This window comes from Planococcus sp. 11815, from assembly GCF_051096385.1.
GTDB classification, from domain to species: domain Bacteria; phylum Bacillota; class Bacilli; order Bacillales_A; family Planococcaceae; genus Planococcus; species Planococcus citreus.
In genome coordinates this window covers 1,403,533-1,428,749 of the sequence record NZ_CP096991.1, presented here as the reverse complement: position 1 = coordinate 1,428,749, position 25,217 = coordinate 1,403,533, and the positions used below count along the sequence as shown (strand labels likewise).

Genomic DNA, 25,217 nt, shown 5'->3' with positions numbered 1-25,217 from the left:
TTTCAATTTTTTTATTGTTTTATTAATGTTATTGCACACTTCTCTAGCCCCGTCCTAAGTGCATTCTCAAGACTTGTCAAACATTATCCAAAATTAGCGCAATTGGCACTTCCTTAAATTGCTTTTCTTATGTTTCTTAAGGTTTTATAATGGGTAGAGTCTTTAATTTTTTGAAAATTACTATTACACAATAATTTGATAGTTGTTTTCATATTTATGTTGGAAGGGAGTTTGTCTATTTTGAAAAAACAAAAACGAGGATTGTTCCAAAAATCCCTCGACCGTATCGAAACGATCGGTAATAAACTGCCGCATCCGGTGACCTTGTTTGCGGTTCTCGCAATCATCGTCCTCGCGGTTTCCGCTTTGCTGGCGAATCTCGGCATCTCAGTCGAACACCCAGGGCAAGAAGGCGAAATCGTGGAAGTGAAGAACTTATTGAACGCAGAAGGCATTCAATACATCTTCGCGAGCATGGTCGATAACTTCATCGGCTTCGCACCGCTCGGCGTCGTGCTCGTCACAATGCTCGGGATCGGAGTCGCGGAACGCACAGGCCTCATCTCCGCTGTCTTGCGCGGATTCGTCCTGTCGATTCCGAAATTCCTCATCACTGGCGGACTTGTCTTTGCTGGTATCATGTCGAGTGTCGCATCAGATGCTGGATATGTCGTCTTGCCTCCACTGGGCGCGGTGATCTTTATCGCACTCGGGCGCCATCCGCTTGCTGGTCTTGCCGCAGCGTTTGCCGGTGTCTCTGCCGGATTCTCCGCCAACTTGCTCTTGTCGGCAACGGATGCGATGCTTGGGGAATTGACCATCGCAGCCGCTTCGATTATCGATCCGGGCTATGCTGAAGGCATGAACATCGCGATGAACTATTACTTCATCATCGTTTCTGTATTCTTGCTCACCATTGTCGGTGCTGTCGTTACGGAAAAAGTCGTCGAACCACGTCTTGGGGAATACAAAGGCGAGTTCCGCGAAGAAATGACCGGCCTGACAACGCTTGAGAAAAAAGGCTTGCTATGGGCTGGAATCACGACGCTAGTCGGCGTCATCTTGACGGCTCTTCTCATCGTTCCGGAAAACGGCGTATTGCGCGGAGAAGATGGCGGAATCGTCCAATCTCCGTTCATGAGCTCACTCGTTCCGATCATCACCATCCTATTCTTCTTGCCAGGCCTTGCTTACGGCATCGCAACGAAGAACATCAAGAGCGACAAAGACGTCGCTGCGCAAATGTCTGACACGATGGCATCGATGGGCGTCTTCATCGTCCTGGCGTTCACTGCCGGACAATTCGTCGCTTACTTCGCTGAATCGAATATGGGCATGGTGCTCGGTGTCTACGGTGCACAAGCACTGGAATCCATGAGCTTGACGGGCATCCCGTTGATCATCGGCTTCGTCATCGTCGTCGGGATCATCAATCTGTTCATCGGCTCCGCTTCCGCGAAATGGGCGATGCTTGCACCGGTCTTCGTACCGATCATGATGCAGCTCGGCTATTCGCCGGAATTGACGCAAATGGCTTACCGTATCGCCGATTCATCGACGAACATCATCACGCCGCTTATGACGTATTTCGCGATCGTTATCGCATTCGCACAGAAATACGACAAGAAAATGGGCATCGGTACATTGATCTCGGTCATGTTCCCGTACTCGATTTTCTTCATGATTTTCTGGACATTGATGTTAATCGTTTGGATGTTGTTCGGTCTTGATCTTGGGCCGGCTTCACCAATCCGCTATAACGGATAATAGTAAAAAGCGACAGAACCAAATCGGTTCTGTCGCTTTTTTTGTATTTTATAAGTTTAGAACGATAGTAAGCAAAACACCTCTAGAAATAGCTTCGCCTTCCTCTTACGGCTTTCAAGAACTGTTGGTAATTTTAGTTTACATAATAAATTTATAATCTACATAAATAAATTTACATACCAACCGATGAATTGCTCACCCCATAAATAAACGAGCACGGCGGATAAAGCAATCGATGGGCCGAACGGAATCGGTGTTTTACGGCCTTGTTTTCTTACCCTAAGCAAAATGATGCCGGCAACGGCGCCGACAAACGATGCGAAGAATAAAGTCAGCAAAGTCCCAGCGGTTCCGAGCACGAGGCCGATGACGAAGAACAGTTTTATGTCGCCTCCGCCCATGCCTCCTTTTGACAATGTCGCAATCAGCAACAACACTGAAAATCCGACAGCGGCACCGAGCAATGAATCCCACCATAGATCGAGCGGTATCACAAAACGCAACACCAACAGCACCGCCGCAAATGGCAATAGCACTTTATCAGGTATGAGCATATAGGCGATGTCGGACACGGTGATGATGACGAGCATCGACACGAACAATAAGCCGACGATGAGTTCGGGCGTAAAGCCGAATTTCAAGAAGACGGCGGTGAACAATACGGCAGTGATCGCTTCCATTAATGGATACACCCAGTGGATGCTTGAACCGCATTTCCGGCATTTGCCGCGCAGGAATAAGTAGGAAAACACCGGCACCAGGTCGAGTGCCGTCAACCGGCGGTCGCAGGTCGTGCAATGAGACGGCGGATAAGCGATCGATTCGTTTTTCGGCACGCGCAAGCCCACGACATTATAGAACGAGCCGAACACCAAACCGAAGACAGAAGCAAAAACGGAATATACAGCAATCATAATGTCCCTCTTTTACTAGTAGAATTTATTTGTTGTGTAAGTAAGAATTTATAAACGGCGAAGCAGCATTGTGAATTCGCTCCAGGCGGACGCTTTCCGCGGGCATGGCTTCAGCCGCTTCCCTCGCTTTGCTCGGTCCAGGGTCTTCAGTCCACGCTATTCCCGCCGGAGTCGCCACCTTCCACTCTTTCATCTAGATAATTCTTTATGTATTTAATCAAAAAGCGCTTTTGATCAGAATTGAAGAAAAGGAAATCGCAATGATTTCCTTCACTCTTCCCCTGATGCACTTTCTTCGACCGTGACGTCAACATCGACATCCACGTCGGAATCTGTTTCTTCTTCATTGTCATCAGCGTATTCCGTGCCATCGTTCGCCGGCAGCGGGTCTTTTTTATCCGCAGGCGCCGGTGCATCGATTTTCGGGACGGTATCTTCCAATGCGATGAGGTCTGGACGATAATACGCCGCAAACGACAGCGTCACTTGCAGCGGTTCGGTTTCTTCGACGACTTCCCGCACTTCCGGATTGGCACCGAAATTGATCGACTCGATGACGAGTATGCGTTCCATTTCCTCGATTTCAGAAATGAAGTCCGTAATTTCGTTATAGTTTTCTGCCGTAAACGCGACAGTGGTTTCCACTTCTTTCAAGTTCTCCAATCCTTCAACCGGAACCGGAAGTGCGACATCCGCTTCTGCGAGCTGGATTGCTTCGACGAGTGTTCCCGAGATGAGCTCAGCTTCTTCGATCTGCAGCACCATCAACTCGGACAGCGGATCAATCGATACTTTCTTCTGCAGTTCAAGGGTGCTGACGACTTCGCCTTCCGGCAATTCCTTCACTTGTGTCTGCAAGGCCATCAATACATCGCGTTCCGAGCGCAGCGATTGCTGGGCTTGTTCGCGCGCATCTTTCGCCGGCGCATATAGCAAGAAGTACGAATAAAATCCGAGGGCCAACAGGAACAAGACGGCGAGTGCGATGAGCGCTTTTTCTTTTTGGTTTTTTGTCATGCTGCTCATGCGGCTTCATCTCCCGATTCTGCATCGTCTGTCTCGACATCCACATCGACTTCAACATCGGTTTCTTCCGTCTCTGTTGAATCCGCTGGTTGTTCGGCCGGTTCGTCAGTCGGTGCCGCCTCGTCCACCACTTCACCTTCTGCTTCTTCACCTTCTACCGGGATGCGTTCGTCCTGGAACAAGAGCGTGTAAGTCGCCAAATAGCGCGGCTTGCTCGGGTCGACAATGATTTCCTCTTCTTCTGCTTCGTCAAAAATTTCGGTTGCGACGTTATCGAGTGTGGCGGAAGTGAGCAGTTCAGATGATTTCAACTGCGCCAAATAATAAGCCGCTTCGCGCGAAGAGTCGAACTGGACGACAAGCTGCGCCTGGTCCAGCCCCGTATACGAGAAGGTCTGGAAAAAGCCGCGTGCCGGAAGCAGCGATACGAGTTCTTCTAATAGCGGAATCGTATCGAATTGGTAGCTTTCCGCCCATTCGACAGTCGCCTGCAATTGCTGTTCTTCGTTCATGCCTTGGCGGGCTTCGAGTTCATTGCGGATTTGCGCCTGTTCAGCCATGACGCCTTGCGCCTGGACTTGCAATGCCTGTTGTTCATTCGCTTCGGCTCTTGCCATCATGGCAAAGACTGCCCAGATGATGATCGCCAATAATAAAATCGCGACCGCCGCGATTAAAACAGCTGGCCGGTCGCGTTCTTTTTGTGGGAGTAAATTAATATCGACTAACATGCCTACACCTCTTTCAACGCCAGGCCGATCGCCCGGTTAAAGCGCGGCGGCACGATTTTGCCGTCCGCTTCGATGCCGTCTTTGACGAGCGGCTCGACGTCTATCAGGAACCGATCGGACAAACGCCCGCAAAATGCGTGCCAATCGCCGAACTCTCCGTTGCAGATGACTTTCGTGATACCTTGTTCGCCTTCATTCATATTATAGCGATAGAAATTGCCGAGCTTTTCGGCTTCTTCTTCGACGGCCGCAAGTAGCTGCGCCGGATCTTCTGGATTTGCAACGAGCACATCGAGGTCGACTGGCCGCATGAACATCGGGAAATGCTCATGGAAAATCGACACCGTCATCTTCTTGCCTTGCATATCGATGAGCATGATGTGTTCGTCTTCCGGGAAATCGTGTTCAAGATACGCCAAGCGGTAAAGCGCGAGCGGCGTAATATCAGCAACGAGCGGTTTCAGTTTCACACCGTCGAAGACATTTTCGTAATCTTTGATGACCGATTCTTTCGAAGCGATAATGATCGCTTCCGGTTCATCGGAATCCAAATGGTATGGGACCACATCGAACACCGGGTCTTCGAACGGCAAATACAAAGTGGATCCGATTTCGATAAAGAAATGCCCTTTTAATTCGTCGGCTTCGACGTCTTCAGGGTAAGGGACTTTGCGGATGATAACAAATTCGTCAGGGGCGAGGAATCGGACTGACTTTTTGGAGAGACCCCACTGATCGACCGCCTTACCGAGTTCCACAGCGAGCGCTTCTGGGTCTGCGATTTTGCCGCTGTCCATGATCCCTTTCGGAAGAAACAATTCTTCCGCCTGGATCAACGACACCGGTTCCGCAGACTTCAGCTCAACATAGCGGATTGCATCTTCTTCTATTGTAATCGTCGCTACGCGCGCTTTTTTCTGGAAAAACGGTAAAGCCATTTGATCAGCTCCTGATTGTTTTATCTTAAGATAATTTAAGTTTTAATCTACTTCAACTAAAAGATTTTCTTCTGTATCCAAATTAACTTTAGTTTTGTTTTCAGCTTTAAATTCTTTGCTACCAGCTGTACCAGTGAAATCAATTTCCGCAACTCCATCACCATTATCTTTAGTGACAGTGAATGAAGTTATGTTTCCATAGCTTTCTAAGTATCCCGCTAGATCATCAGAAGCACTTACACTACCTTCCTCACTCTCTACTCCTGAAGCTTCTCTAAGTACTGCTTCATCCTTATCTTCATTTTCAGCAAAATACAAACTTGCAGCAGACAATACATTTTGGGCATCAGCTACAAGCGCGTCTTCACGTGAGTTCTGAATCAAGTTACTAATCGCTGGAATCGCAATTGCCGCGATGATCGCGATGATAACGATGACTGCCAATAGCTCGATCAGCGTCATCCCTTTTTGGTCTTTCAATTTCTTCTGAAGAAATTTCTTCATTCTCTTTTCCCCCTATCATTTTGTTAAGTAAGTACCACTTTCAGTACAGCTTAATTATATCAATGGTCGCAGATTAAACAATATCTTTTTAATATTTTTTTAGAAATTTTTTCTTGTTAATTTTGCTAAAATACCTACAAATTATCCACGTTATTGAACATCTCGAACATTGGCATCATAATCGCCAAGACGATAGTCCCGACAAGAGCTGCGAGCACGACAATCATCAAAGGTTCAATTAAGGCTTTCAAGCGGTCGGTTTCCGCTTCCACTTCTTTCTCGTAAAATTCCGCTACTTTGGCAAGCATATGATCGAGCGATCCGGTTTGTTCGCCGATTGAAATCATATGCGGGATGAGCGGCGGAAAAGCCCAATGCTGCTTCATCGGCGCCGTTAATGAGCCACCTCGCTCGAGTGAATCGCGCGACGCGAGCAGCACTTTCGACATCACCGCATTGCCGACGACTTTTTCGGTCATCGTCATCGCCTGCAAGATCGGCACCGAACTGGTGAACAATGAACTGAGCGTCCTAGTGAGCCGGGCAAGTGCGGATTTTTGCAAGAGCTTGCCGAAAATCGGGATTTTCAGCACGACTGTATCGAGCACCATACGCCCTTGTTCGCTGCGTTTCATGAGCCAAATCGTGCCGGCAAAAATCAACGCAAACAACACTAGCAAATACCAATACTGCACAGTAAATCTACTCGCCCCCATAACGAGTTGAGTCACCAGTGGCAATTCCCCGCCAAAGCCTTGGAACATATCGACGAACATCGGCACGATCGTCGACAACAGGAAGATGACGACGCCAATCGCGAGAATTCCGACAACAACCGGATAGCTCATCGCCGAGATGACTTTTTGCCTTGTCTGATACGCTTTATCATAATGCGTCGCGAGACGGTCGAGCGAGTCATCAATATTTCCGGACAGTTCCCCTGCGCGCACTAAGTTGACCGTCAATGGTTCAAAGATCTTCGGGTATTTCGACAGCGAATCGGATAAGGAATTTCCTTTACGCAATTCTTCTTCGATTTCGGCAAGTGTTTTGCGCAATTGCTTGGATTCGACTTGCTGGGACAAAATCTTCACCGAATCGACGATGGTGACGCCGGCACGCATCAAAGTCGAGAACTGACGCAAGAACATGATGAACTGGTCGCGTTTGACTGGGCTGCCGAACGAAATGTCTTTCTGCAAAGCACCGACTGGCACTTCGCGGATATCGATGACACGTATCCCTTCTTCGCGCAATTTTTGTACCGCTTCCTTGCGGTTCGCAGACGTCACGTAGCCGGCACGAATCTTTTTCCGGTCGCGCCCTTCGTATTTAAAACGCGCCACTTATTCTTCGCCTCCGATCAAATAAGGCGCCGCGATCTGCTTCGTGATGCGTCCTTTATTAAGCAGCTCCTGGACTGATGTCTGCATGAGATGCATTCCTGCAGCCCGGTTCGTCAAGATGACGTTCGGGATCTGGTGGACTTTCTCAGTACGGATCAAGTTGGCGATCGCCGTGTTGTGGATCATGATCTCGGTTGCGGCGACGCGCCCTTTGCCGTCCGCTGTCGGAAGCAAGCGCTGCGAGATAACCGCTTTCAAGATGCCCCCGAGCTGCGTGCGGATTTGTGCGTGCTGCTCCGGCGGGAATACATCGATAATCCGTTCGACGGTCGAGGCGGCGCTTGACGTATGGAGCGTGCCCATGACCAAGTGGCCGGTTTCTGCGGCCGTGATCGCGGTCGTGATCGTCTCAAGGTCGCGCATCTCACCGACCAGGATGACATCCGGGTCTTGACGCAGTGCGGCTCTAAGTCCGTTGGCGAATGATTTCGTATCAAAGCCGACTTCGCGCTGGTCGATGACCGATGAGCCGTGCTTATGCATATACTCGATCGGGTCTTCAAGCGTGATGATATGCTTGGTCATGTTTTCATTCATATGGCGGATCATCGCCGCTAAAGTCGTCGATTTCCCAGAACCAGTCGGGCCGGTGACGAGGATCAAGCCTTGATGCGTATCGGACAATTTCTTCAACGTATCCGGCATTTTCAAATCGTCGATCGACGGAATGACCGTCGGGATCGTCCGGAACGCGTGTGAAATGGAGCCGCGCTGGTGGAACGAGTTGACACGGAAACGCGCGACGCCAGGGATCGAGTAGGAATAATCCATCTCGCCTTTTTGCAGGAAAGTGTCCCACAAACTTTCGGGCATCAACGCTTTCGCGATCGCTTCAGTGTCTTCGGGCAACAGCCGCTCCTCCCCGTAGCGCTTGAGCGAGCCGTGCATGCGGAAAACCGGCGGGATGCCGGTGGTCATATGGATATCGGATACGTCGAGTTCACGCGCTGCGGTCAAAACTTTATCGATAAAATCAATAGCGGTTTCAGTCATATTAGTCACTCATGGCAACGCGGAGCACTTCTTCCGTCGTCGTCATACCCTCCTTTACTTTTAATAGGCCATCATCAATGAGGAAAATCGTTTTATTGGCCACGGCGATTTTGCGGATCTCGGCAGCTGTGCCGCCGCGGTTAATGACGTCTTTGATGGCATCGTCGACAACTAGCACTTCGTGGATCGCCATGCGTCCTTTATAGCCGCTCATATTGCATTGCGGACAGCCGGCACCCCGTGAAATCGTGTCGATCGACAAGCCCCTTCTCGCGAAAATCTCTTGTTCGCGCACGCTTGCCGGCTGTATTTCCTTGCAATCTCGGCACACACGGCGGATGAGCCGCTGTGCGATGACCGCATTGAGCGAAGCCGTCACGAGAAACGGTTCAATGCCCATATCGAGTAGGCGCGTAATCGATGCGATCGAGTCATTCGTATGGATCGTGCTCAGTACCAAATGCCCCGTGAGCGAGGCTCGGATGGAAATATCTGCTGTTTCCTTGTCGCGGATTTCCCCGACCATGACGATATCGGGATCTTGGCGCAGAATCGAGCGCAATCCTGCCGCAAAACTCAAACCTACATTGGCGTTCACTTGGATTTGATTGATGCCTTCCAATTGATATTCGACAGGGTCTTCAACGGTGATGATGTTCACTTCTTCTGAATTCAGCTTATTGAGCGCCGCATATAATGTAGATGATTTGCCGGAGCCGGTCGGGCCGGAGATTAATACGATGCCGTTCGGTTTATCGATTTCTTTCATGAAGCGTGCCATATTCGTTTCGTTAAAGCCGAGCTTGGAAATATCGGTCAAATTCTGGCTCAAATCCAAAATCCGCATGACGATTTTTTCCCCGAAAACCGTCGGAAGCGAGGATACGCGAAGGTCGATCGCGCGGAAATCGACGGTCGTCTTGATGCGCCCGTCTTGCGGAATGCGGTTTTCGGTAATGTCGAGGTTGGCGAGAATTTTGATGCGCGCTGTTACCATCTGCTGCATCGATTTTGGCAAAATCCGCTCCGTCCGAAGCGTGCCGTCAATGCGGTACCGCACCAATAGTTTGCCTTCATGCGGATCCAAGTGAACATCGGACGCTTTCATCGCCACCGCATTCGACAGCAGCTGATTGACAAGGCGCACGATCGGCGCATCGAGGTCGGTCAAGGCATCCTCTTTGTCTTCTTTCGCATCTGGCATTTCCTCTAAGAGTTCATCGTAGGATTCTTCTTCGTAATATTTGGCGATCGTTTTCATGATATCTTCTTTCGACGCAATCGTCGGTTCGATCTGGAAGCCCGTTGCTAAACGCAAATCATCAATTGTAATGAAATCGGTCGGGTCGGTCATCGCGATAAACAAGCGATCGCCTTCTGTCTTGAGCGGCACGAGCAATTTGCGCTTCGCGAATTCCTTCGGCACGACGTTGAACAGCATCGGGTCGAATGGATAGCGGAACAGCGAGACATGCGGAATGCCGAGCTGCACTTCAAGCGTTTCGATCAATTGCTGTTCAGTGATGAGCCCACGGGACAATAAGGCATCGCCGAGTTTCTGGTCATTCTGTTTCGAATCGAGCGTCCCTTGCAAATCTTCCTGTGTCAATAAGCCTTGCTCGACGAGGATATCACCGAGCCTTCTCCGTTTAATTACCATTCAAATCCCCCTTGCTCTAACGTCATTTGTCGACTCGGATCCCCGCTTTATCGTAAACTGGTTCATCGTCTTGCGATGGATTGTTTTCACTATTTGTCTCGTCATTTTCACCGTCTGTATTTGTGCCGCCATCTTGAGTGGAGCCGTCAGTCGCTTGTCCCGCTCCAGCATTAGCGCCTTCTTCATTTCCAACAACAACCGTGCCGTCTTCTGCACTTTGTTCTACAGGGTCATGGATGCCGTTGTTGTTTATGTCAATAAAGCCTTCATCTCCTGGCTGCGGAATCGGTTCACCGTTGGCATCGGTCGCTGGTGCTTCAGGTACGTTGAGCGGATACACTTCGACGCGGTGGACCGGCGGATAAAAATCGCTCGACACCGGTTCGACGCGCACTTCTTTATCGCCTTCCAAAACACTTCTCACCACTTCGATGCGCTTGCCGTCACGGCCTTGTTCTTTCACTTTTTTGCCGCTCGAGACGAATGCGCTGTATTGCTTGATGAGACGCGGTTCGACTTCTTTATCGGCTGCGCTCGAGATGTAATAGGTGTGGACAAATGGCTGTCCGTGGATTGATGCCGTCAGTTCCCCATTTTGCAGATAGACATTCAATGTGAATGAACTGGCATTCGGGTTGGAGAAAGCGAAATCGACACCCAATGACAGGTTAATCGCTGCTTCTTCCCCGGCCGGCACATTTTCCGGGACTTGTTCGCCGATGCTGCGCTGCTCAATGAGAAAATTCGTCCGCAATACTGCTCCGTAAATTGCCGAAGCGATTTCTGTCAGTTCTGCATCGGTCGCATCGAGCAAAGCCAGTTCTTCAAGTTTTGACAGAAAGTCGAATTGCTCATCTGGAGCGATGACTGTGCCGTCGATAACCTCGATCAATTCTTCTGCACCAGGGCTATTTATATCATGGGAGAAACTCGATTGAGCCACTTCTTCCGGGCTCATCTCAAGAGAATCGCTGTTGATGTCGACACGCGTCACTGACTGTCCGCCTTCAAGCGCCGTTTCAAGCTGCTGGTGAATATTCGCGATATCCGCTTCTGTAAACGGCACATCGGTGAACTGCTTTTTCAAGAACGAACGCGTCGTCGTTTCCGACAGATCGAATACAAAATCATTTTGCGCACCGCTCTGTGCTCTTTCCAAAGTTTCATCCAATGAAATTTCAACGTCTTTCAATGGGTATTTTGCTGTTGCGTCCAAATACGTGACATGCAATTCCGAGGATTCCCGGACCGCGGAAGCCTGGCTCAAAAACAAAGTCTTGGCATCCGCGACTGCCATATTCGATACGTCGGTCGTGCCGATATACGTATAATCCCCGTATTCCGCCGACGGGAACACCCATTCATCGACCGCATACGCCCCGGCATTGGCTGTGCCAAATACGACAAGGGCGGCTCCGAATACGCCGCCAAACACTTTTCCGAATTGCTTATTGTCCATCTTAATTCCCCTTTCCGACCGGGCCGATGGACTCCATGCCAAATACCTTCTCGGATTTCTCTTTAACTGGTTCTGCTTCTAGTTTCGTCGCCTTTTCAGCTTGTCTTTCCGGCTTTGGCGATTCCGCAACTTGCTTCTTCCGACCTTTGCGCTCTAGTTTCAACCGCTCTTTTTCCTGCTGCTCGCGTTCTTCCATTTTCATGAAGAGAAGCGCTGTCACAAGTGACAGCCCGAGAATTGCGAGCAGGCTCATATGCCAAGCGAAACTTCCTTGCATCCAAAGCGCCACAGCTGCAGCTAAAAGACTTCCGACTGCTACAATATAGGTCTTTTTCTTATTCTCTATTTTCTTGAAAAAGACCACTCCTGCCATAACCACAGCTGTAATCATGAGCCAGATCAATAATTTAATCATTGTTTCTCCCCCTAGACCTTGCACAATTCTTTATTAGTATTCGACTTCTAATTCGTAATCTGAGTTGATAGGTTGAACATTTAAAAACGGGTTAATCGAAAGGCCACAATCGTTAAGAAACTCATTATAATCATACTTCGGAATTATTTGATTATTTTTCACTCCATCAAATGGAGCATCATACTTCTTAGGGAAAGCAGTATAGTAAATTAGTTTCCCATTATTTTTTATGCTAACTTTTGTGGCAAAGTCAATTAGATCACCTTTCCTTATCTGATCAACATTGAGGCATATAGTAGAATTATCTTCTAAATCTATAGGTTTAGAAAAAATTAACTCTGCTGTTCCAGTTTTAGGATTATCTTTGATTTCCTCGAATCCTAAAATAACTAGTGTGGTATCTTCCATGTTTTTTGCATTTTGGTTAATATTTAATTCTTTCATTACAATTCGTTGCTTATCTCCTTTTTTCCCAAAATTATTAGCATTTTTGGTTGAGAATTTCCCATCAATTATCATATTTACATTTTTTATATTATTAGAGTTTTGAGAAACTTCAAAATCGGTATCCAATAAAACTAAATTAATCCCGTAATGGTCTATTTTGTTACATTTTGAACAAATATAATTATTTGTATATACATAAAAATTTTCTGGGTTGTAAGAATTGTTTTTTATTTCTTCTAGAATGTTTTCAATATCGCTTTCGTTAGAGGCAATACATTTATAAGAACGTTCACTTGCTTCATTTTTCAAACCGGCTATAAGCTTCTTACAAGTAGGTAAATCAGGTGGGAGACCAAATACTTGATTGTACATAGCACTAAGTTCATCATCGTTATTTTCGGGCATTGAATTAGAGGAAGCGCTGACGAAACTCTTAGGTATGTCTACATTGAATGTAACTTCCAGTTGTTTTTCAACATCTTTTATTTTTCCTTTTATATTAAGAACGACATCGATACTGTCCAGACTACTTTGCATTTGAGGATGTGGTGTATTATTCAATACAGCACTATCTAGGATAGTTGTACCCTCAAACTGTTTAATAGTAGCTAAATCAACAGTGTATTTAACCAAGTTTTCATCAATCGAATTATACTTGTAAGTCTTAACTTTTTGAATTAATGATTCGAAATACATTTCTCTCAGTTGATCGTTAATAAACTTCTCTTTATTTTTCTCATTATCAACCTTTTCGCAACCCGCCTTTGAGGTGCCTATGCAGTCAATAAGCCTTTCTGCCTCTCCTTTTATGTTCTGCTCAACTAATCTCAATTCTCTTTCGAAATCTTCACTATAGTAGATTGTCCCCATCTCAGCAGCAGCAACAGCTTGATTCCCGGTATCCACAGTCACTTCTTGGTTCGCATGGTTTAATGATCCTGCCATAAAAGTTACTGCTGCACTGAGAAATAAAACTATCATTAAAAGAACAATTATAAGAGCATACCCCCGCTCATCTTTCAATCGATTCATAGTATTGCCTCCTAAGGCCGGTCTGTGCGGATGCGGGTCAAGGTTGTTTGAATATCTATGCTTTGGCCATTTTTATTTAGTTTCAAATCAAGATTAGCATGTTCTTTTTTGGGTTCTATCTCAATAGCCGTTGCTGATAAATTATTCCCACCAATAGTAGTTCCTACAAAACTATACGGCTTATCAAGTACTTTTTCGAAATCCTTCCATTCTGTTCCATTCAGAGTACTGATCATTAATTGTTCTGATTCAATTTTGATTGCATATTTATCACTTTGGCGATGTGCAGAAGAAAGTTTCGAGATAATAATATTGGCATCTTGTTGAATTTCCGTCTTGCTTGTCTCTACCGTAGTATATTTCATACCGATAGAGAGCGCTGTCCATGCTGCTACTGCAATAATTGATATTAAGATTAATACAGCCAAAACTTCAATTAATGTAATTCCTTTATTATCGAGTTTGCGCATTAGTTTGCTACCTCATTACTCCGAAATCTTATGTAACTGAAAGTCTCACTACTTAATAGCTCTTGTTTATATAACTTTAAGTGCGTTTGATGTAGTCGAACTTGTGTATTCGTATCAAACTTGCATTCATTTCCCTCGCCATCTTCGTCTACGAATTCAGTGCATGACTTCCACAAATCAATTTCATAAATATATTCATCTTGTTTTTTGAATCGTACATATTCTAGTGTTTCTAACTCCTTCGCATAACCAAGAGTCGTCATTTGATTTTCAAAACTTGTTCCCTCTATATTTCCAAACCAGTCAGCATTGGTGATATTCGCCATCTCCTGCCTGGCCAAGTTCATCGTGTCGAGCTTCGCTTCGGTCTTGTTGTTGAACAAGGTCATTTGGGGAAATACGGTCATGATGCCGACGAAGACGATGCCGAGGATGACGAGCGCCGCCAGCACTTCGACGAGCGTTAAGCCTTGTTGCGATTTCAGCTTGTTCATTTCCTGCATCCCCCCTAAAATTGCATTGTTTATTGTAATTAATTGCCTTATTGTGAAGTCTTTCTATCTAAATCCTGCTACGCCTATATTATTGCATGTTTACTTGGTTTTGACACGGTATTTTTACAGGATAATCTATACTTTTTAATAAAACTTTAGCTTTTATTCCCATCTTTCCTGAGAGAAAAAGACTACAGAATCGGCAAAAGCCGTTCTGTAGCCTTATTTTGTATAAGCAGCAACCTTATTACGCCCTGCTTGCTTCGCTCCGATATATAATGCCCGGTCGGCATTGCGGATCATCGCCATGGCGTCGTCACTGTCGTCCGGTGCCGAGGAAACGCCAATGCTCATTGTGATTTGGATGCCGACAGTGCCCCTGTTGTCATCCAAATCGCTGTGGATGGTGAATTGGTGCTTCTCAATTTCTTTGCGGATGTTCTCCGCGAACAGCATCGAAACTTCCTTGCTATAGCCGGGAAGCAAAATGACAAACTCTTCGCCGCCGTAACGGGCTACCGTCCCTTCGCTGCCGACCATATCCGTCAATAAATTGGCGAGCTCAACTAAAATTTCATTGCCGCTTTGGTGGCCGTATTTATCATTGATGGCTTTAAAGTAATCGATGTCCATCATGATGACGGACAAATTATCGAGTTCGCCGTTATTCACTTGATCCATGCATTTGCCGATTGCTTCATCAAGATAGCGGTAATTGTATAGTTTGGTTAGTCCGCAGCGTTCGCTCTTGGCGATCGCTTTTTGGACGAGCACTGCTTTTTCCAAGGATACGGCAAAATAAGTGCTAAGGATGTCCAGAATTTGAAGTTGGTGGTTGTGGAAAGCATGTTTTCTGCGGGCGGCGAGAACCAAAACGCCTTCGATTTTATTGTTTCGCGAAATGGGCATCGCCATGAGGCTCTCCGAATCGGGATGGATGTATTCCGTCGGTATGCTTTTCCATTGGGATTTACTGCTAAACATATACGAATCGTTTTCAATAATTGCCTTGCCTCCGATTCCTTGGTCGTAATTGATCGGTTGTGTGTCGAGCGGCTGGAATTGATTTTCCTCGAATTTCCTTAACATCAGCAATTGCCCGTCGCGGAAATCAATGACATAAGCAAAATCCACTTTGAAAAGTTTGGCAACTTGAATGACAAATTGGTCAAATACTTCATCTGACGACAAACGGGCAGCCAATTGGTGTCCAATCACACCCGCTTTTTTCAAGTCGTTGTTCACTTTTTCGGAATTGGTGTACATATGGATAATGGCAGTCATCGTAAAAAAAGGGATGCCGAGCAACAATAAGGCTGTCAATCCAAAATAGGCTTCTGACATGTACAGCGCGATCGAGAATGGAAACACCAAGAAAGTGATGGCAAAATCCCAGATCGTATCAAGTGAGAAAAAGTCTTTATGTTCGCGAAGAATCCGCGCATAGCCATAGAGAATGAATTGATTGGCAATAAAAGAGACGGTCTGGAACAACAAGCCAAACACAATGACATCCACCAGATTCAAAGAAGCGATCTCCCCTCCCGCAAAGAGGAACGTCAAGCCGGCAATCGCTGAAATCGCGAAGAACATCATCGAATTGAACGGGATGCGCACCGACAGGCTTTCAGAAGTCCGCAACCTTAAAATGACGATGATCATCGTTAATTGAGACAGGATAACTTCGACAAACAATCCGTATTTCAAAAAGACGGCCACTGTCAGCCATTGGACAAGGTAAGTTGGCACGCCGCTGATGTTCATCGGGAACAAGCAAGCCAGCACGAAAAAGGCCAAATATGCTAAAACATCGGCCAATTCCAGGGAAGGTGGTGGGTAGTATTGATAAATAAGAAATAGTCCTGGCGGAACAATAAACAGCCATGCCGCCCAAAGGATGTTCCTTCTTTTTGATAATGGGTCCATCGCTCGTCTCCCTTGCTATGTTCTCGTATTGTCCCTGTCTTGCTGATCACGGGCTATTATAATGCCGGAACATCTGATAATTTCGTTGTTTTAGCAGACTCAATAGGTAAAGAGAACCCGTGACTATTGTCACTTCTGAATCATTCTGTACAGGTAATATATCATAATCATTTTGAATTGTCTTTATTTTACTTATATTTTCTGAAAATAAAATATGGGCTGGCATGGCGCGCTCATCAGAGAAATCAATAAAAGTAAAGTGACTGCTTATTTTTTCCAACAGCCTTAAAATGGATAAATAGTCCTTCCCTTGAATCAAGCCCATAACAATATGAATTTTTTTATCTGGATAATTTTCCTGTATCGTTTCCACTAAGGCTTTGATGCTCGCTTCATTGTGCGCCCCGTCAAAGATGACATGCTGAAAAATTTCCTCAAAACGGAACGCGATTGTGGCTTGTGCAAGTCCTGCGGCTGTTTTTTCTGCATCGAACAATTGCCCCAGCACTTGTTGTGCAGCTGTCCATGCCAAAGAAGCATTGATTCGCTGATGCTGGCCTTTCAGCTTCAGGGGGCCGTCGTATTCTTGCACTGTTATGATGGGCGCATGGTGTTCTTGCGCTATTCCCTCAATTACTTTGCGGGCTTCTTCCGGTAATGGCCCGATGACAACAGGCTTTTCATCCTTGATGATCCCCGCTTTATGCCAGGCGATTTCTTCGATGCTGTCTCCAAGAAACATAGTGTGTTCCTTGGAAATGCTTGTAATGATGGACACAAGTGGATCGATAACATTGGTGCTATCGAACCTGCCCCCCATTCCCGCTTCGATGATAATATAATCCGGTGCTGCCTCCTCGAAAATGAGCAAGGCACAAACCGTCAGCAATTCAAAATCCGTAAGCGCCGTTTCCACTTTCGAAAGCCTTTCCATCGCTTTATCGAATTCCGCCGTTCCGATTGGCATGCGGTCGAGTTGGATTTGGTCATGGACATCCTCAATCGCTGGCGAGAAGAAATTACCGACACGTTTTCCGTGTGCCATAAGGATGGACGAGACGAAAGCGGCAGTGGAACCTTTGCCATTCGTGCCGGCAATATGGATAAACGGCAGTCCTTTATGCGGGTTGCCCAATTCGAAAAGCGCTGCTTCCATCGTTTCTAGGCCAGGCTTGATCGATGCGTCCGACCGGATGCCCCATTTTTCCTTATAAGGATCGAGTCCTGTAATCATTTTAAAAACCTCTTTCCATTAGTAAACGTGATACACTTTTTACGTATGAGTATATCATGAAGGTGGAATGGAAATGCTGAGTTGTTGGGTTATCTATAACGGAAGCCTCGTTTCCGATAAATTTCAAGACCAGGCGCAATTGATGGCTGAAGCCGCTGAGCGCCAGGGCATCCAAGTATCAATCAAGAAAAATTACGAAATCCAAATGTCGCTCTCTGCACAGCAAGAGTTTCCCGATTTTGCGGTGCTGCTCGACAAAGACATTTTGCTCGGCTATTTCCTGAAAAGCCGGAGCGTTCCCGTTTACAACGATCCGGCGATCATCGACTTATGCGATAACAAAGCCACGCAATACATACGTCTGGCAGAACGAAAGATTCCGATGCCAAAGACGATCGTCGCACCGAAAGTGTATCCGAACTTCACAATCCAAGGTTCCGGTTATTACGAAGGCGTCTTGGATCAACTCGGCTTGCCGATGATCATCAAGGAAGGACACGGGTCGTTCGGCATGAAAGTGTATTTGATTGAAACGGAAGAACAGTTTTATGAGAAAGTCGAAAGCCTGTCGGGTATCGATTACGTGTTCCAGGAGTTCATCTCAGAAAGCCGCGGACGCGACATCCGCGTCAATATCGTCGGCGGAAAGATCGTTGCCGCGATGAAACGACAGTCCGACACCGATTTCCGCGCGAATATCACAAACGGCGGGCGTGCCTTCCCAGTTGAACTGAGCGAACAGCAACAGCAGCTCGCTTTGGAGGCGGCTGAAGCTGTCGGTGCTGTATTTGCCGGCGTCGATTTATTGTATGGACCAGACGGCCAGACGCTCGTCTGTGAAGTCAACGCCGCTGCGCATATCCGCAATATCCTCAATGTGACGGGCGTCAACGTGGCGGATGCGATGATCCGCTATATCATGGAGGATTTGTCATGATTGTTTTGTATGAATCAATGGCTGCGCAGCACAATCAAGGATTCATCAATGAATTGAAGCGCTTTTCTTCGATTGAATTACTGACCTGGGATGATTGGAGCGAGCAAGGTTTGGAACAATTAGTCCAGCGCGTCTATGGCCAATCAGTGTTTTTTCGTGTGCGCCAGCCACATGCTGCCCGTTTATTGGAAGACCGGGGCGTACGTCTCATCAACCGCGCTGAAGTGAACCGTATCGCCAACGATAAATGGCAGAGCTATCAATTGTTTCAGCTGCTCGGAGTGCCGGTGATCCCGACACAAAAAACGCAGCTCGCTCTCCCGTATATCGCCAAAACCGCAAACGGTCATGGCGGCATGGAAGTGTGGCTCGTTGAATCGGAACAAGATTTGCCGGATACCGAAACCACTCTCCTCTACCAACCAGTGGTCCCCCACACGGCGGATGTCCGGGCGTACGTTATCGACAAGGAAATCGTCGGTGCGGTCAAACGCAGCGCCACTGATTCATTCAAAGCGAATTATTCGCTCGGCGCTACCGCTGAACGCTTTGAGCTGACAGCCGTACAGCGGCAAGATATTAAAAAAATTGCCAAGGCATTGGAAAGTGATTATATCGGTATCGATTTTTTGCTGTTGGAAGACGGCCGCCATCTGTTCAACGAACTCGAAGACCCAGTCGGCGCCCGCTCCTTTTATCAAACTCACGACGACAATATCGCCGAACTTTTGGCAAAACATTTCACGAAATTGGATCAAAATTATCCATTCCGTGACAGCGACCGGAACTAAATGAGGTTATTACCCAGTTATGAATTGAACTAGGATCATTTTTCCGACATTCAAAATCAATGACCTATCTAAGTATTTGGAGAAGCGTTCGCTCGTAAACCCTTCTGCTCAATAATGCTACGCATTACTTTCGCAAAGATAAGGTCTCCCGTAGGTCGACCTTATCTTTCCAGTGGATCAGCGAGACGACCGAGACCCCGCAGGCCACAGTGGCGGCTGAGGAGGCTTGGGCGCGAGCCCAGGGAAAGCGAGTGATAAGCTTCGGAAAACACGGCTTCCTAGCTTTCTTGACAAGCTGAAAAAAGCGATTCCCATTTAAAGGGAGTCGCTTTTTGCTATTACAGATTCTTCAATTCTTCCATGCGTTTTTCAACGGTCGCGTGCTTCTCGAGGTAATCCGCTTCTTTCTTGCGTTCCTCTGCCACTACCGCTTCCGGTGCTTTCGACACAAAGCGTTCGTTCGACAACTTGCCTTGGACGAGCTTGACTTCTTTCGCCCATTTATCGAGTTCTTTTTGCAGGCGTTTCAACTCTTCTTCGATGTCGATCAAGCCTTCGAGCGGCATGAACAATTCCGCTCCGGACACGACCGCTGACATCGATTTCTCTGGTGCTTCGATGTTGTGGCCGATCGTCAACGTCTCCGGGTTGCAGAAACGTTCGATATACGCTGCGTTTTCTTCGAGCACCGATAAAGTTGTTTCGTCTTTCGCGCTGATCGTCATCGGCACTTTCTTGCTCATCGGCGTCTGGACTTCGGCACGGATTGTGCGGACCGAACGGATAACGTCCATCAATAGCTTCATGCTGTCAGCTTTCTTGTTGTCGCTAAGTTCAGCGTTCACTGTCGGCCAAGCCGCAATCGTGATCGATTCGCCTTCTGTCGGCAAGTTCTGCCAGATTTCTTCCGTGATAAACGGCATGAACGGGTGAAGCAAGCGCATCGTGTTATCGAGCACATAAGCGAGAACGGAACGCGTCATCGCTTTCGCTTGTTCATCTTCCCCGTACAATGGCAATTTCGCCATTTCGATGTACCAGTCACAGAAATCATCCCAGATGAAGTTATAAAGCAGGCGCCCGACTTCCCCGAACTCGTAGCGTTCCGCAAGGCCTGTCACTTGCTCGATCGTTTCGTTGAGGCGCGTCAAGATCCATGTGTCCGCCACGGATTTCTCGCCAGACAAATCGATATCTTTGTGCTCCATGCCTTCCATGTTCATCATCGCAAAGCGCGAGGCGTTCCATATTTTATTGGCAAAGTTCCAAACCGATTCGACTTTGTCATTCGAGTAGCGCAAGTCCTGTCCTGGAGATGATGCCGTTGCCAGGAAGTAGCGCAGGGAATCTGCGCCGTATTCTGCGATAACGTCCATCGGGTCGACGCCGTTGCCCAGAGATTTCGACATTTTGCGGCCTTCTGCATCCCGTACAAGGCCGTGGATGAGCACGTCTTTGAACGGTTTCTCGCCAGTGAATTCAAGCGCCTGGAAAATCATGCGCGATACCCAGAAATTGATGATGTCATAGCCCGTCACGAGTGCATCGGTCGGGTAGTAACGGCTCAATTCATCATTTTCTTCCGGCCAGCCGAGTGTCGAAAATGGCCATAGTGCGGATGAGAACCACGTATCAAGAACATCTTCATCTTGCGTCCAGTTTTCCGCATCAGCCGGTGCCTCGTGGCCGACATAGATTTCACCGGTTTCGTTATGGTACCAAGCCGGGATCTGATGGCCCCACCACAATTGACGCGAGATGCACCAATCGCGGATGTTTTCCATCCAGTGCAAATAAGTTTTTTCGAAACGGTCCGGCACGAAATTGACGCCGTCGTCGCTCTTTTGGCTATCGACCGCTTTTTTGGCGAGTGGCTGCATGTCGACGAACCATTGCGTCGACAGATACGGTTCGACGACCGCACCGCTGCGCTCGGAATGCCCGACCGAGTGAAGGTGGTCTTCAATTTTAAATAGCACGTCCATGTCCTGTAAATCTTTTATGATCGCTTTGCGGCATTCAAAGCGGTCCATGCCTTCATATTTTCCGGCGTTTTCGTTCATCGATCCGTCTTCGTGCATGATGAGAACGCGTTCTAAATTATGGCGATTGCCGATTTCGAAGTCGTTCGGGTCATGGGCAGGCGTGATTTTCACGGCGCCGCTTCCAAATTCGCGATCCACGTAATCGTCGGCAACAATTTCAATTTCACGGCCGATGATTGGCAAGATGACCTTTTTGCCGATCAAATGCTGATAGCGTTCATCTCTCGGGTGGACCGCGACTGCCGTATCGCCGAGCATCGTCTCAGGGCGAGTCGTCGCGATTTCGATATGACCGGAACCATCAGCCAGCGGATAGCGCATATGATAGAACGCACCTTGTACGTCTTTGTAGATAACTTCGATATCCGAGATCGCCGTTTTTGTTGCCGGGTCCCAGTTGATGATGTATTTGCCGCGGTAAATCAATTTTTTCTCGTACAGTTTCACGAATACTTCACGCACCGCTTTTGACAAGCCTTCGTCCAATGTGAAACGCTCGCGTGAATAATCGAGGCCTAGGCCAAGCATCGACCATTGCTGGCGGATATGTCCAGCGTATTCTTCTTTCCATTTCCACGATTCTTCAAGGAACGCTTCGCGGCCCATATCGTGGCGTGAACGGCCTTCTTCTTTCAGCTTGCCTTCGACTTTCGCCTGTGTCGCGATGCCGGCATGGTCCATACCAGGAAGCCACAAGGCGTCATAGCCCTGCATGCGCTTCATGCGCGTCATGATGTCTTGCAAAGTCGTATCCCACGCATGCCCTAAGTGAAGTTTGCCCGTGACGTTTGGCGGCGGGATAACGATCGTATACGGCGTTTTGCCGCTTTCCGGTTTCGCTTCGAAGAATTTATTGTCCACCCACCAGTCGTAACGCCCTTGTTCGATTGCTTGCGGTTCGTATTTCGTTGATAATTGCTTGCTCATCCAAATTCCTCCTCTTGGCCAACATTCGGCTCTGTTTACTGTCGAACTTGAAAATGAATACAAAAAAACTCCTGTCGTCTCGTAAAGGACGAAGGAGTTTTTCGCGGTACCACCTTTATACACAGGCAGAATTCGCCTGGCTCTCAAGTTCGATAACGGATTCGCATCCGGTTCCCGCTACTCATTTCACGGCAACTGCTCCGAGGTGACATTCAAATGCGGAACATGAAAGCCTCTCACCACTCGGCTCCCTCTCTGAAATGTCCCGGACACTTTACTATCCTCATCAACGCATCAATATCCTGTTAAGCTTATTGTACTCAATAGCCTGATTTAGCGTCAAGCTTTTTCACGTAGTGAGACACGAGCGGCGCCGCAACGAGCAGGATAAAGAACAGCCGGAATAGATGGAAGCTCGTCACCAGCGGCACATCGGCTCCTGCCTCGAGCGCGGTAATCGTCATCTCCGCCATGCCGCCCGGGGCTGCACTCAAGAAAAAGTCGAGGAATAGATACTCCGGCAATAGCAGTTCCAATCCGTAGGCAAGACCTGCTGAAAACGCGATGAGCAGTATGGTATTGAGGAGCACCGCCCCTGCAATCCGCCCGTCCAAGGAATCGCCGAGCTTTTCCATCGACAAGCCGAGATGCGTCCCGATCAACACTTGCGCGATGACGACGACAAGACTCGGCAGATCGACCAAATCACTACCTGTCAAAGTCTGGACGACCGCCATCGCAAGAACCGGCGCCATCAATTCACGCGCTGGAAAAGAAATGCGCTTCATGATCCAGTACAATACATAGCCGAAGACGAGCGCGATACCGAATGCATATGGTGAGAAACGGAAGCCTGCCTCCACGATATCACCAGGCGCACGGCCCGACAGCAATCCTGCTGCGAGCGGCACGGTGAAGACAATGAGCAGGATGCGGAAGGTCTGCATGACCGACACGATCGTTACATTAGCGGATTTCACTTCTTCAGAAATGAGCACCATCTGCGACAAGCCGCCCGGCATCGAGCCAAGCAAGGCCGTCGACATCGTCACGCGCGTCATGCGCTGGAATAACAAGCCGAGCCCTAAGGAAAATGCGACGACCGCGATGGTCATGATGAACATATATGGCAGATCCGCCGCCATCAACAATACAGACTCCTGCGTAAAAGCTGCGCCGATCTGGACGCCGAGCAACAAAAGCCCGAGCGTCCGGAACACTTTCGGCCAGTGGAACTTCATATCGGTCACTTGACGCAAAATAAGAAAAGCCGCCATCGGGCCTAATAGCCAAGGCAGGAACAAGCCGGTCAAGCTGAACAAAAAGCCAGCGCCAAGCGCGATGGCCAAAGTTATAAGAAAACTTTTCAATGCGTTACCAACTTTCACTAATTAAAATTACCATTAGTTTTATATTACCAGACTATTAGATAGAAAATGAACTTTTCAAAAATATGGAAGCGTATTAGATTTGAGAATATCGATTGAAGCAACTCCGAATCAGCTTTTTTATCATGGTATGTACGTAATAAAATTAAACTCTGAATAAAACAACGATATGGTTTATTTTACATAGAGAGATGGAGCGGAAGGGGCCGACTCCTGGAGGAATAGCGAGACAATTGAGACCCTGCAGGAACGTAGTGACGAAGCGGCTCAATGCGAGCCCTCCGGAAAGCGTGCCCCTGAAGCGTAATCTCCAAACCCCACACTCTCTATTATTAATGCACAAGCCATGATTAAAATTTAACTCAACTACAAAAAAACGCCCCCAAAAGCCATTCATAATGGCCTTCAAGGACGGTTTGTTTCATTTATCTCGCTAGTTTCGCAAACACATTATGGAATGCTTGCACTGTGCGTTCGATATGTTCAGGTGTATGGGCAGTCGAAAGGAACATGCCTTCAAACTGGGATGGTGGCAAGTAAATGCCTTCTTCCGCCATCAAACGATAATACTCCGCAAACAATTCGAGGTCGGAACTCGAAGCCGTTTCAAAGTTCGTCACTTCCTCATTCGTGAAGAAGAAGCCGATCATCGAGCCTGCACGGTTGACCGTATGCGGGATATTGTATTTTTCAGCCGCTTCGCGGAAACCTTTTTCGAGCTGGTCACCACGTTCAACGAATGTTTCGTAGCTCGCTTCGTTCAAGCGCGACAAAGTCTCAAAGCCTGCACGCATCGCGAGCGGGTTTCCGGACAGTGTGCCCGCCTGGTAGATCGAGCCGCTCGGTGCGACTTGCTCCATGATTTCGCGCTTGCCGCCGAATGCGCCGACAGGCAAGCCGCCGCCGATGACTTTGCCGAGGCATGTCATGTCCGGCGTGACACTGTAATGGCCTTGTGCACAATTATAGCCGACGCGGAAGCCAGTCATGACTTCATCAAAGATCAAAACGGTGCCGTTTTCATGCGTCAAGTTGCGCAGCTCTTGAAGGAATCCTTCGGCTGGCGGGACGACACCCATATTGCCGGCAACCGGCTCGACGATCACAGCCGCCAAGTCATCGCCGAATTCCTGGAATGCTAGACGCACGCTTTCCAAATCGTTATAAGGAACCGTGATCGTGTTTTTTGCCACAGATTCAGGAACGCCTGGTGAATCCGGCAAGCCGAGTGTCGCAACGCCAGATCCTGCTTTGATCAATAGACTATCGCCGTGGCCATGGTAACAGCCTTCGAATTTCAAGATTTTGTTGCGGCCAGTATAGCCACGTGACACGCGCAATGCGCTCATCGTCGCTTCTGTACCGGACGATACCATACGGACCATTTCAATTGACGGCACGCGCTCTTGGACGAGTTTTGCCATATCGTTTTCAAGGGTCGTTGGTGTGCCAAATGAAGTGCCAAGTGTTGCCTGTTCCTGGATGGCTTTCACCACTTCAGGATGGGCATGGCCCAGAATCAGCGGGCCCCAAGACAAGACGTAATCGATATACGTATTGCCGTCGACGTCCGTAATGGTCGCGCCGCTGCCGGATTGCATGAAAATCGGGTCCATATTGACCGATTTAAATGCTCGCACCGGGCTGTTGACGCCGCCTGGCATCAATGTTTTCGCTTCTTCGAATGCTTGTTTAGAGTGTTCGTATCCCATC

General features: G+C 47.9%; 21 protein-coding genes and 1 other annotated feature. Of the genes, 3 read left to right on the top strand and 18 right to left on the bottom strand.

All coding sequences use genetic code 11. The annotated features are described in order from the left end of the window. Positions 1-240 precede the first annotated feature (240 nt). Positions 241-1,767, top strand: a complete 1,527-nt coding sequence (locus M1Q06_RS07270) for an AbgT family transporter (RefSeq protein ID WP_101805388.1) — start codon at positions 241-243, stop codon at positions 1,765-1,767. Positions 1,768-1,925: 158 nt separating this feature from the next. Here the strand turns inward: M1Q06_RS07270 and M1Q06_RS07265 are convergent, their stop codons facing one another. From M1Q06_RS07265 to M1Q06_RS07195, 15 genes are all read right to left on the bottom strand, one after another. Beyond that, entirely contained in the window at positions 1,926-2,681 is a 756-nt protein-coding gene (locus M1Q06_RS07265) for a prepilin peptidase (RefSeq protein ID WP_434402513.1), read from the bottom strand. A gap of 270 nt (positions 2,682-2,951) precedes the next feature. Beyond that, positions 2,952-3,707: a pilus assembly protein PilO gene (locus M1Q06_RS07260; RefSeq protein ID WP_434402511.1), complete on the bottom strand. Its 756-nt coding sequence runs from the start codon at positions 3,705-3,707 to the stop codon at positions 2,952-2,954. After that, complete coding sequence (locus M1Q06_RS07255; protein ID WP_121300135.1) at positions 3,704-4,438, bottom strand: PilN domain-containing protein; 735 nt, start codon at positions 4,436-4,438, stop codon at positions 3,704-3,706. The genes M1Q06_RS07260 and M1Q06_RS07255 overlap by 4 nt, the downstream gene beginning before the upstream one ends. Positions 4,439-4,440: 2 nt before the next feature. After that, on the bottom strand, positions 4,441-5,376 hold the full coding sequence (gene pilM, locus M1Q06_RS07250) for a type IV pilus biogenesis protein PilM (RefSeq protein ID WP_434402509.1): 936 nt from the start codon (positions 5,374-5,376) through the stop codon (positions 4,441-4,443). A gap of 42 nt (positions 5,377-5,418) precedes the next feature. Then, positions 5,419-5,880: a prepilin-type N-terminal cleavage/methylation domain-containing protein gene (locus M1Q06_RS07245; protein ID WP_434402507.1), complete on the bottom strand. Its 462-nt coding sequence runs from the start codon at positions 5,878-5,880 to the stop codon at positions 5,419-5,421. 134 nt (positions 5,881-6,014) lie between these two features. Further along, a complete protein-coding gene (locus M1Q06_RS07240; protein ID WP_434402505.1) occupies positions 6,015-7,226 on the bottom strand; it encodes a type II secretion system F family protein in 1,212 nt (403 codons plus the stop codon). After that, the gene (locus tag M1Q06_RS07235; RefSeq protein ID WP_135449342.1) at positions 7,227-8,279 is read right to left on the bottom strand and encodes a type IV pilus twitching motility protein PilT; all 1,053 of its coding nucleotides are present in this window, start codon (positions 8,277-8,279) and stop codon (positions 7,227-7,229) included. 1 nt (position 8,280) lies between these two features. Next, positions 8,281-9,939 carry a GspE/PulE family protein gene (locus M1Q06_RS07230; RefSeq protein ID WP_434402503.1) on the bottom strand — a complete coding sequence of 553 codons (1,659 nt, stop codon included), beginning with the start codon at positions 9,937-9,939 and terminating at the stop codon, positions 8,281-8,283. A gap of 22 nt (positions 9,940-9,961) precedes the next feature. Beyond that, the gene (locus M1Q06_RS07225; protein WP_434402501.1) at positions 9,962-11,398 is read right to left on the bottom strand and encodes a VanW family protein; all 1,437 of its coding nucleotides are present in this window, start codon (positions 11,396-11,398) and stop codon (positions 9,962-9,964) included. Position 11,399: 1 nt separating this feature from the next. Next, positions 11,400-11,813, bottom strand: coding sequence for a hypothetical protein (locus M1Q06_RS07220; protein WP_434402499.1), 414 nt, complete (start codon positions 11,811-11,813; stop codon positions 11,400-11,402). Positions 11,814-11,846: 33 nt separating this feature from the next. Beyond that, on the bottom strand, positions 11,847-13,292 hold the full coding sequence (locus M1Q06_RS07215; RefSeq protein ID WP_434402497.1) for a hypothetical protein: 1,446 nt from the start codon (positions 13,290-13,292) through the stop codon (positions 11,847-11,849). A gap of 11 nt (positions 13,293-13,303) precedes the next feature. After that, entirely contained in the window at positions 13,304-13,762 is a 459-nt protein-coding gene (locus tag M1Q06_RS07210) for a type II secretion system protein (RefSeq protein WP_434402495.1), read from the bottom strand. Then, positions 13,762-14,256 carry a type IV pilus modification PilV family protein gene (locus M1Q06_RS07205; protein ID WP_434402493.1) on the bottom strand — a complete coding sequence of 165 codons (495 nt, stop codon included), beginning with the start codon at positions 14,254-14,256 and terminating at the stop codon, positions 13,762-13,764. The genes M1Q06_RS07210 and M1Q06_RS07205 overlap by 1 nt, the downstream gene beginning before the upstream one ends. Positions 14,257-14,478: 222 nt before the next feature. Then, a complete protein-coding gene (locus tag M1Q06_RS07200) occupies positions 14,479-16,182 on the bottom strand; it encodes a sensor domain-containing diguanylate cyclase (protein WP_434402491.1) in 1,704 nt (567 codons plus the stop codon). A gap of 46 nt (positions 16,183-16,228) precedes the next feature. Further along, positions 16,229-17,416, bottom strand: a complete 1,188-nt coding sequence (locus M1Q06_RS07195) for a bifunctional folylpolyglutamate synthase/dihydrofolate synthase (protein ID WP_434402489.1) — start codon at positions 17,414-17,416, stop codon at positions 16,229-16,231. Positions 17,417-17,489: 73 nt separating this feature from the next. Between M1Q06_RS07195 and M1Q06_RS07190 the strand changes: the two genes are divergently transcribed. Together M1Q06_RS07190 and M1Q06_RS07185 are read left to right on the top strand one after the other, a co-directional pair. After that, complete coding sequence (locus tag M1Q06_RS07190; RefSeq protein ID WP_434402487.1) at positions 17,490-18,353, top strand: ATP-grasp domain-containing protein; 864 nt, start codon at positions 17,490-17,492, stop codon at positions 18,351-18,353. Continuing rightward, positions 18,350-19,144 carry an ATP-grasp domain-containing protein gene (locus M1Q06_RS07185; protein ID WP_434402485.1) on the top strand — a complete coding sequence of 265 codons (795 nt, stop codon included), beginning with the start codon at positions 18,350-18,352 and terminating at the stop codon, positions 19,142-19,144. The genes M1Q06_RS07190 and M1Q06_RS07185 overlap by 4 nt, the downstream gene beginning before the upstream one ends. A 338-nt stretch (positions 19,145-19,482) precedes the next feature. Here M1Q06_RS07185 and M1Q06_RS07180 read toward each other — a convergent pair whose 3' ends face one another. The 3 genes from M1Q06_RS07180 to hemL all read right to left on the bottom strand — a co-directional run bounded on the left by M1Q06_RS07180 (position 19,483) and on the right by hemL (position 25,216). Beyond that, entirely contained in the window at positions 19,483-22,116 is a 2,634-nt protein-coding gene (locus tag M1Q06_RS07180) for a valine--tRNA ligase (RefSeq protein ID WP_434402483.1), read from the bottom strand. A gap of 81 nt (positions 22,117-22,197) precedes the next feature. Further along, positions 22,198-22,415 (bottom strand) — a binding site (T-box leader). A 21-nt stretch (positions 22,416-22,436) separates the two neighbouring features. After that, the gene (locus M1Q06_RS07175; protein WP_434402481.1) at positions 22,437-23,486 is read right to left on the bottom strand and encodes an AbrB family transcriptional regulator; all 1,050 of its coding nucleotides are present in this window, start codon (positions 23,484-23,486) and stop codon (positions 22,437-22,439) included. Between the two features lie 443 nt (positions 23,487-23,929). Further along, complete coding sequence (gene hemL, locus M1Q06_RS07170) at positions 23,930-25,216, bottom strand: glutamate-1-semialdehyde 2,1-aminomutase (protein WP_434402479.1); 1,287 nt, start codon at positions 25,214-25,216, stop codon at positions 23,930-23,932. Position 25,217 lies beyond the last annotated feature (1 nt).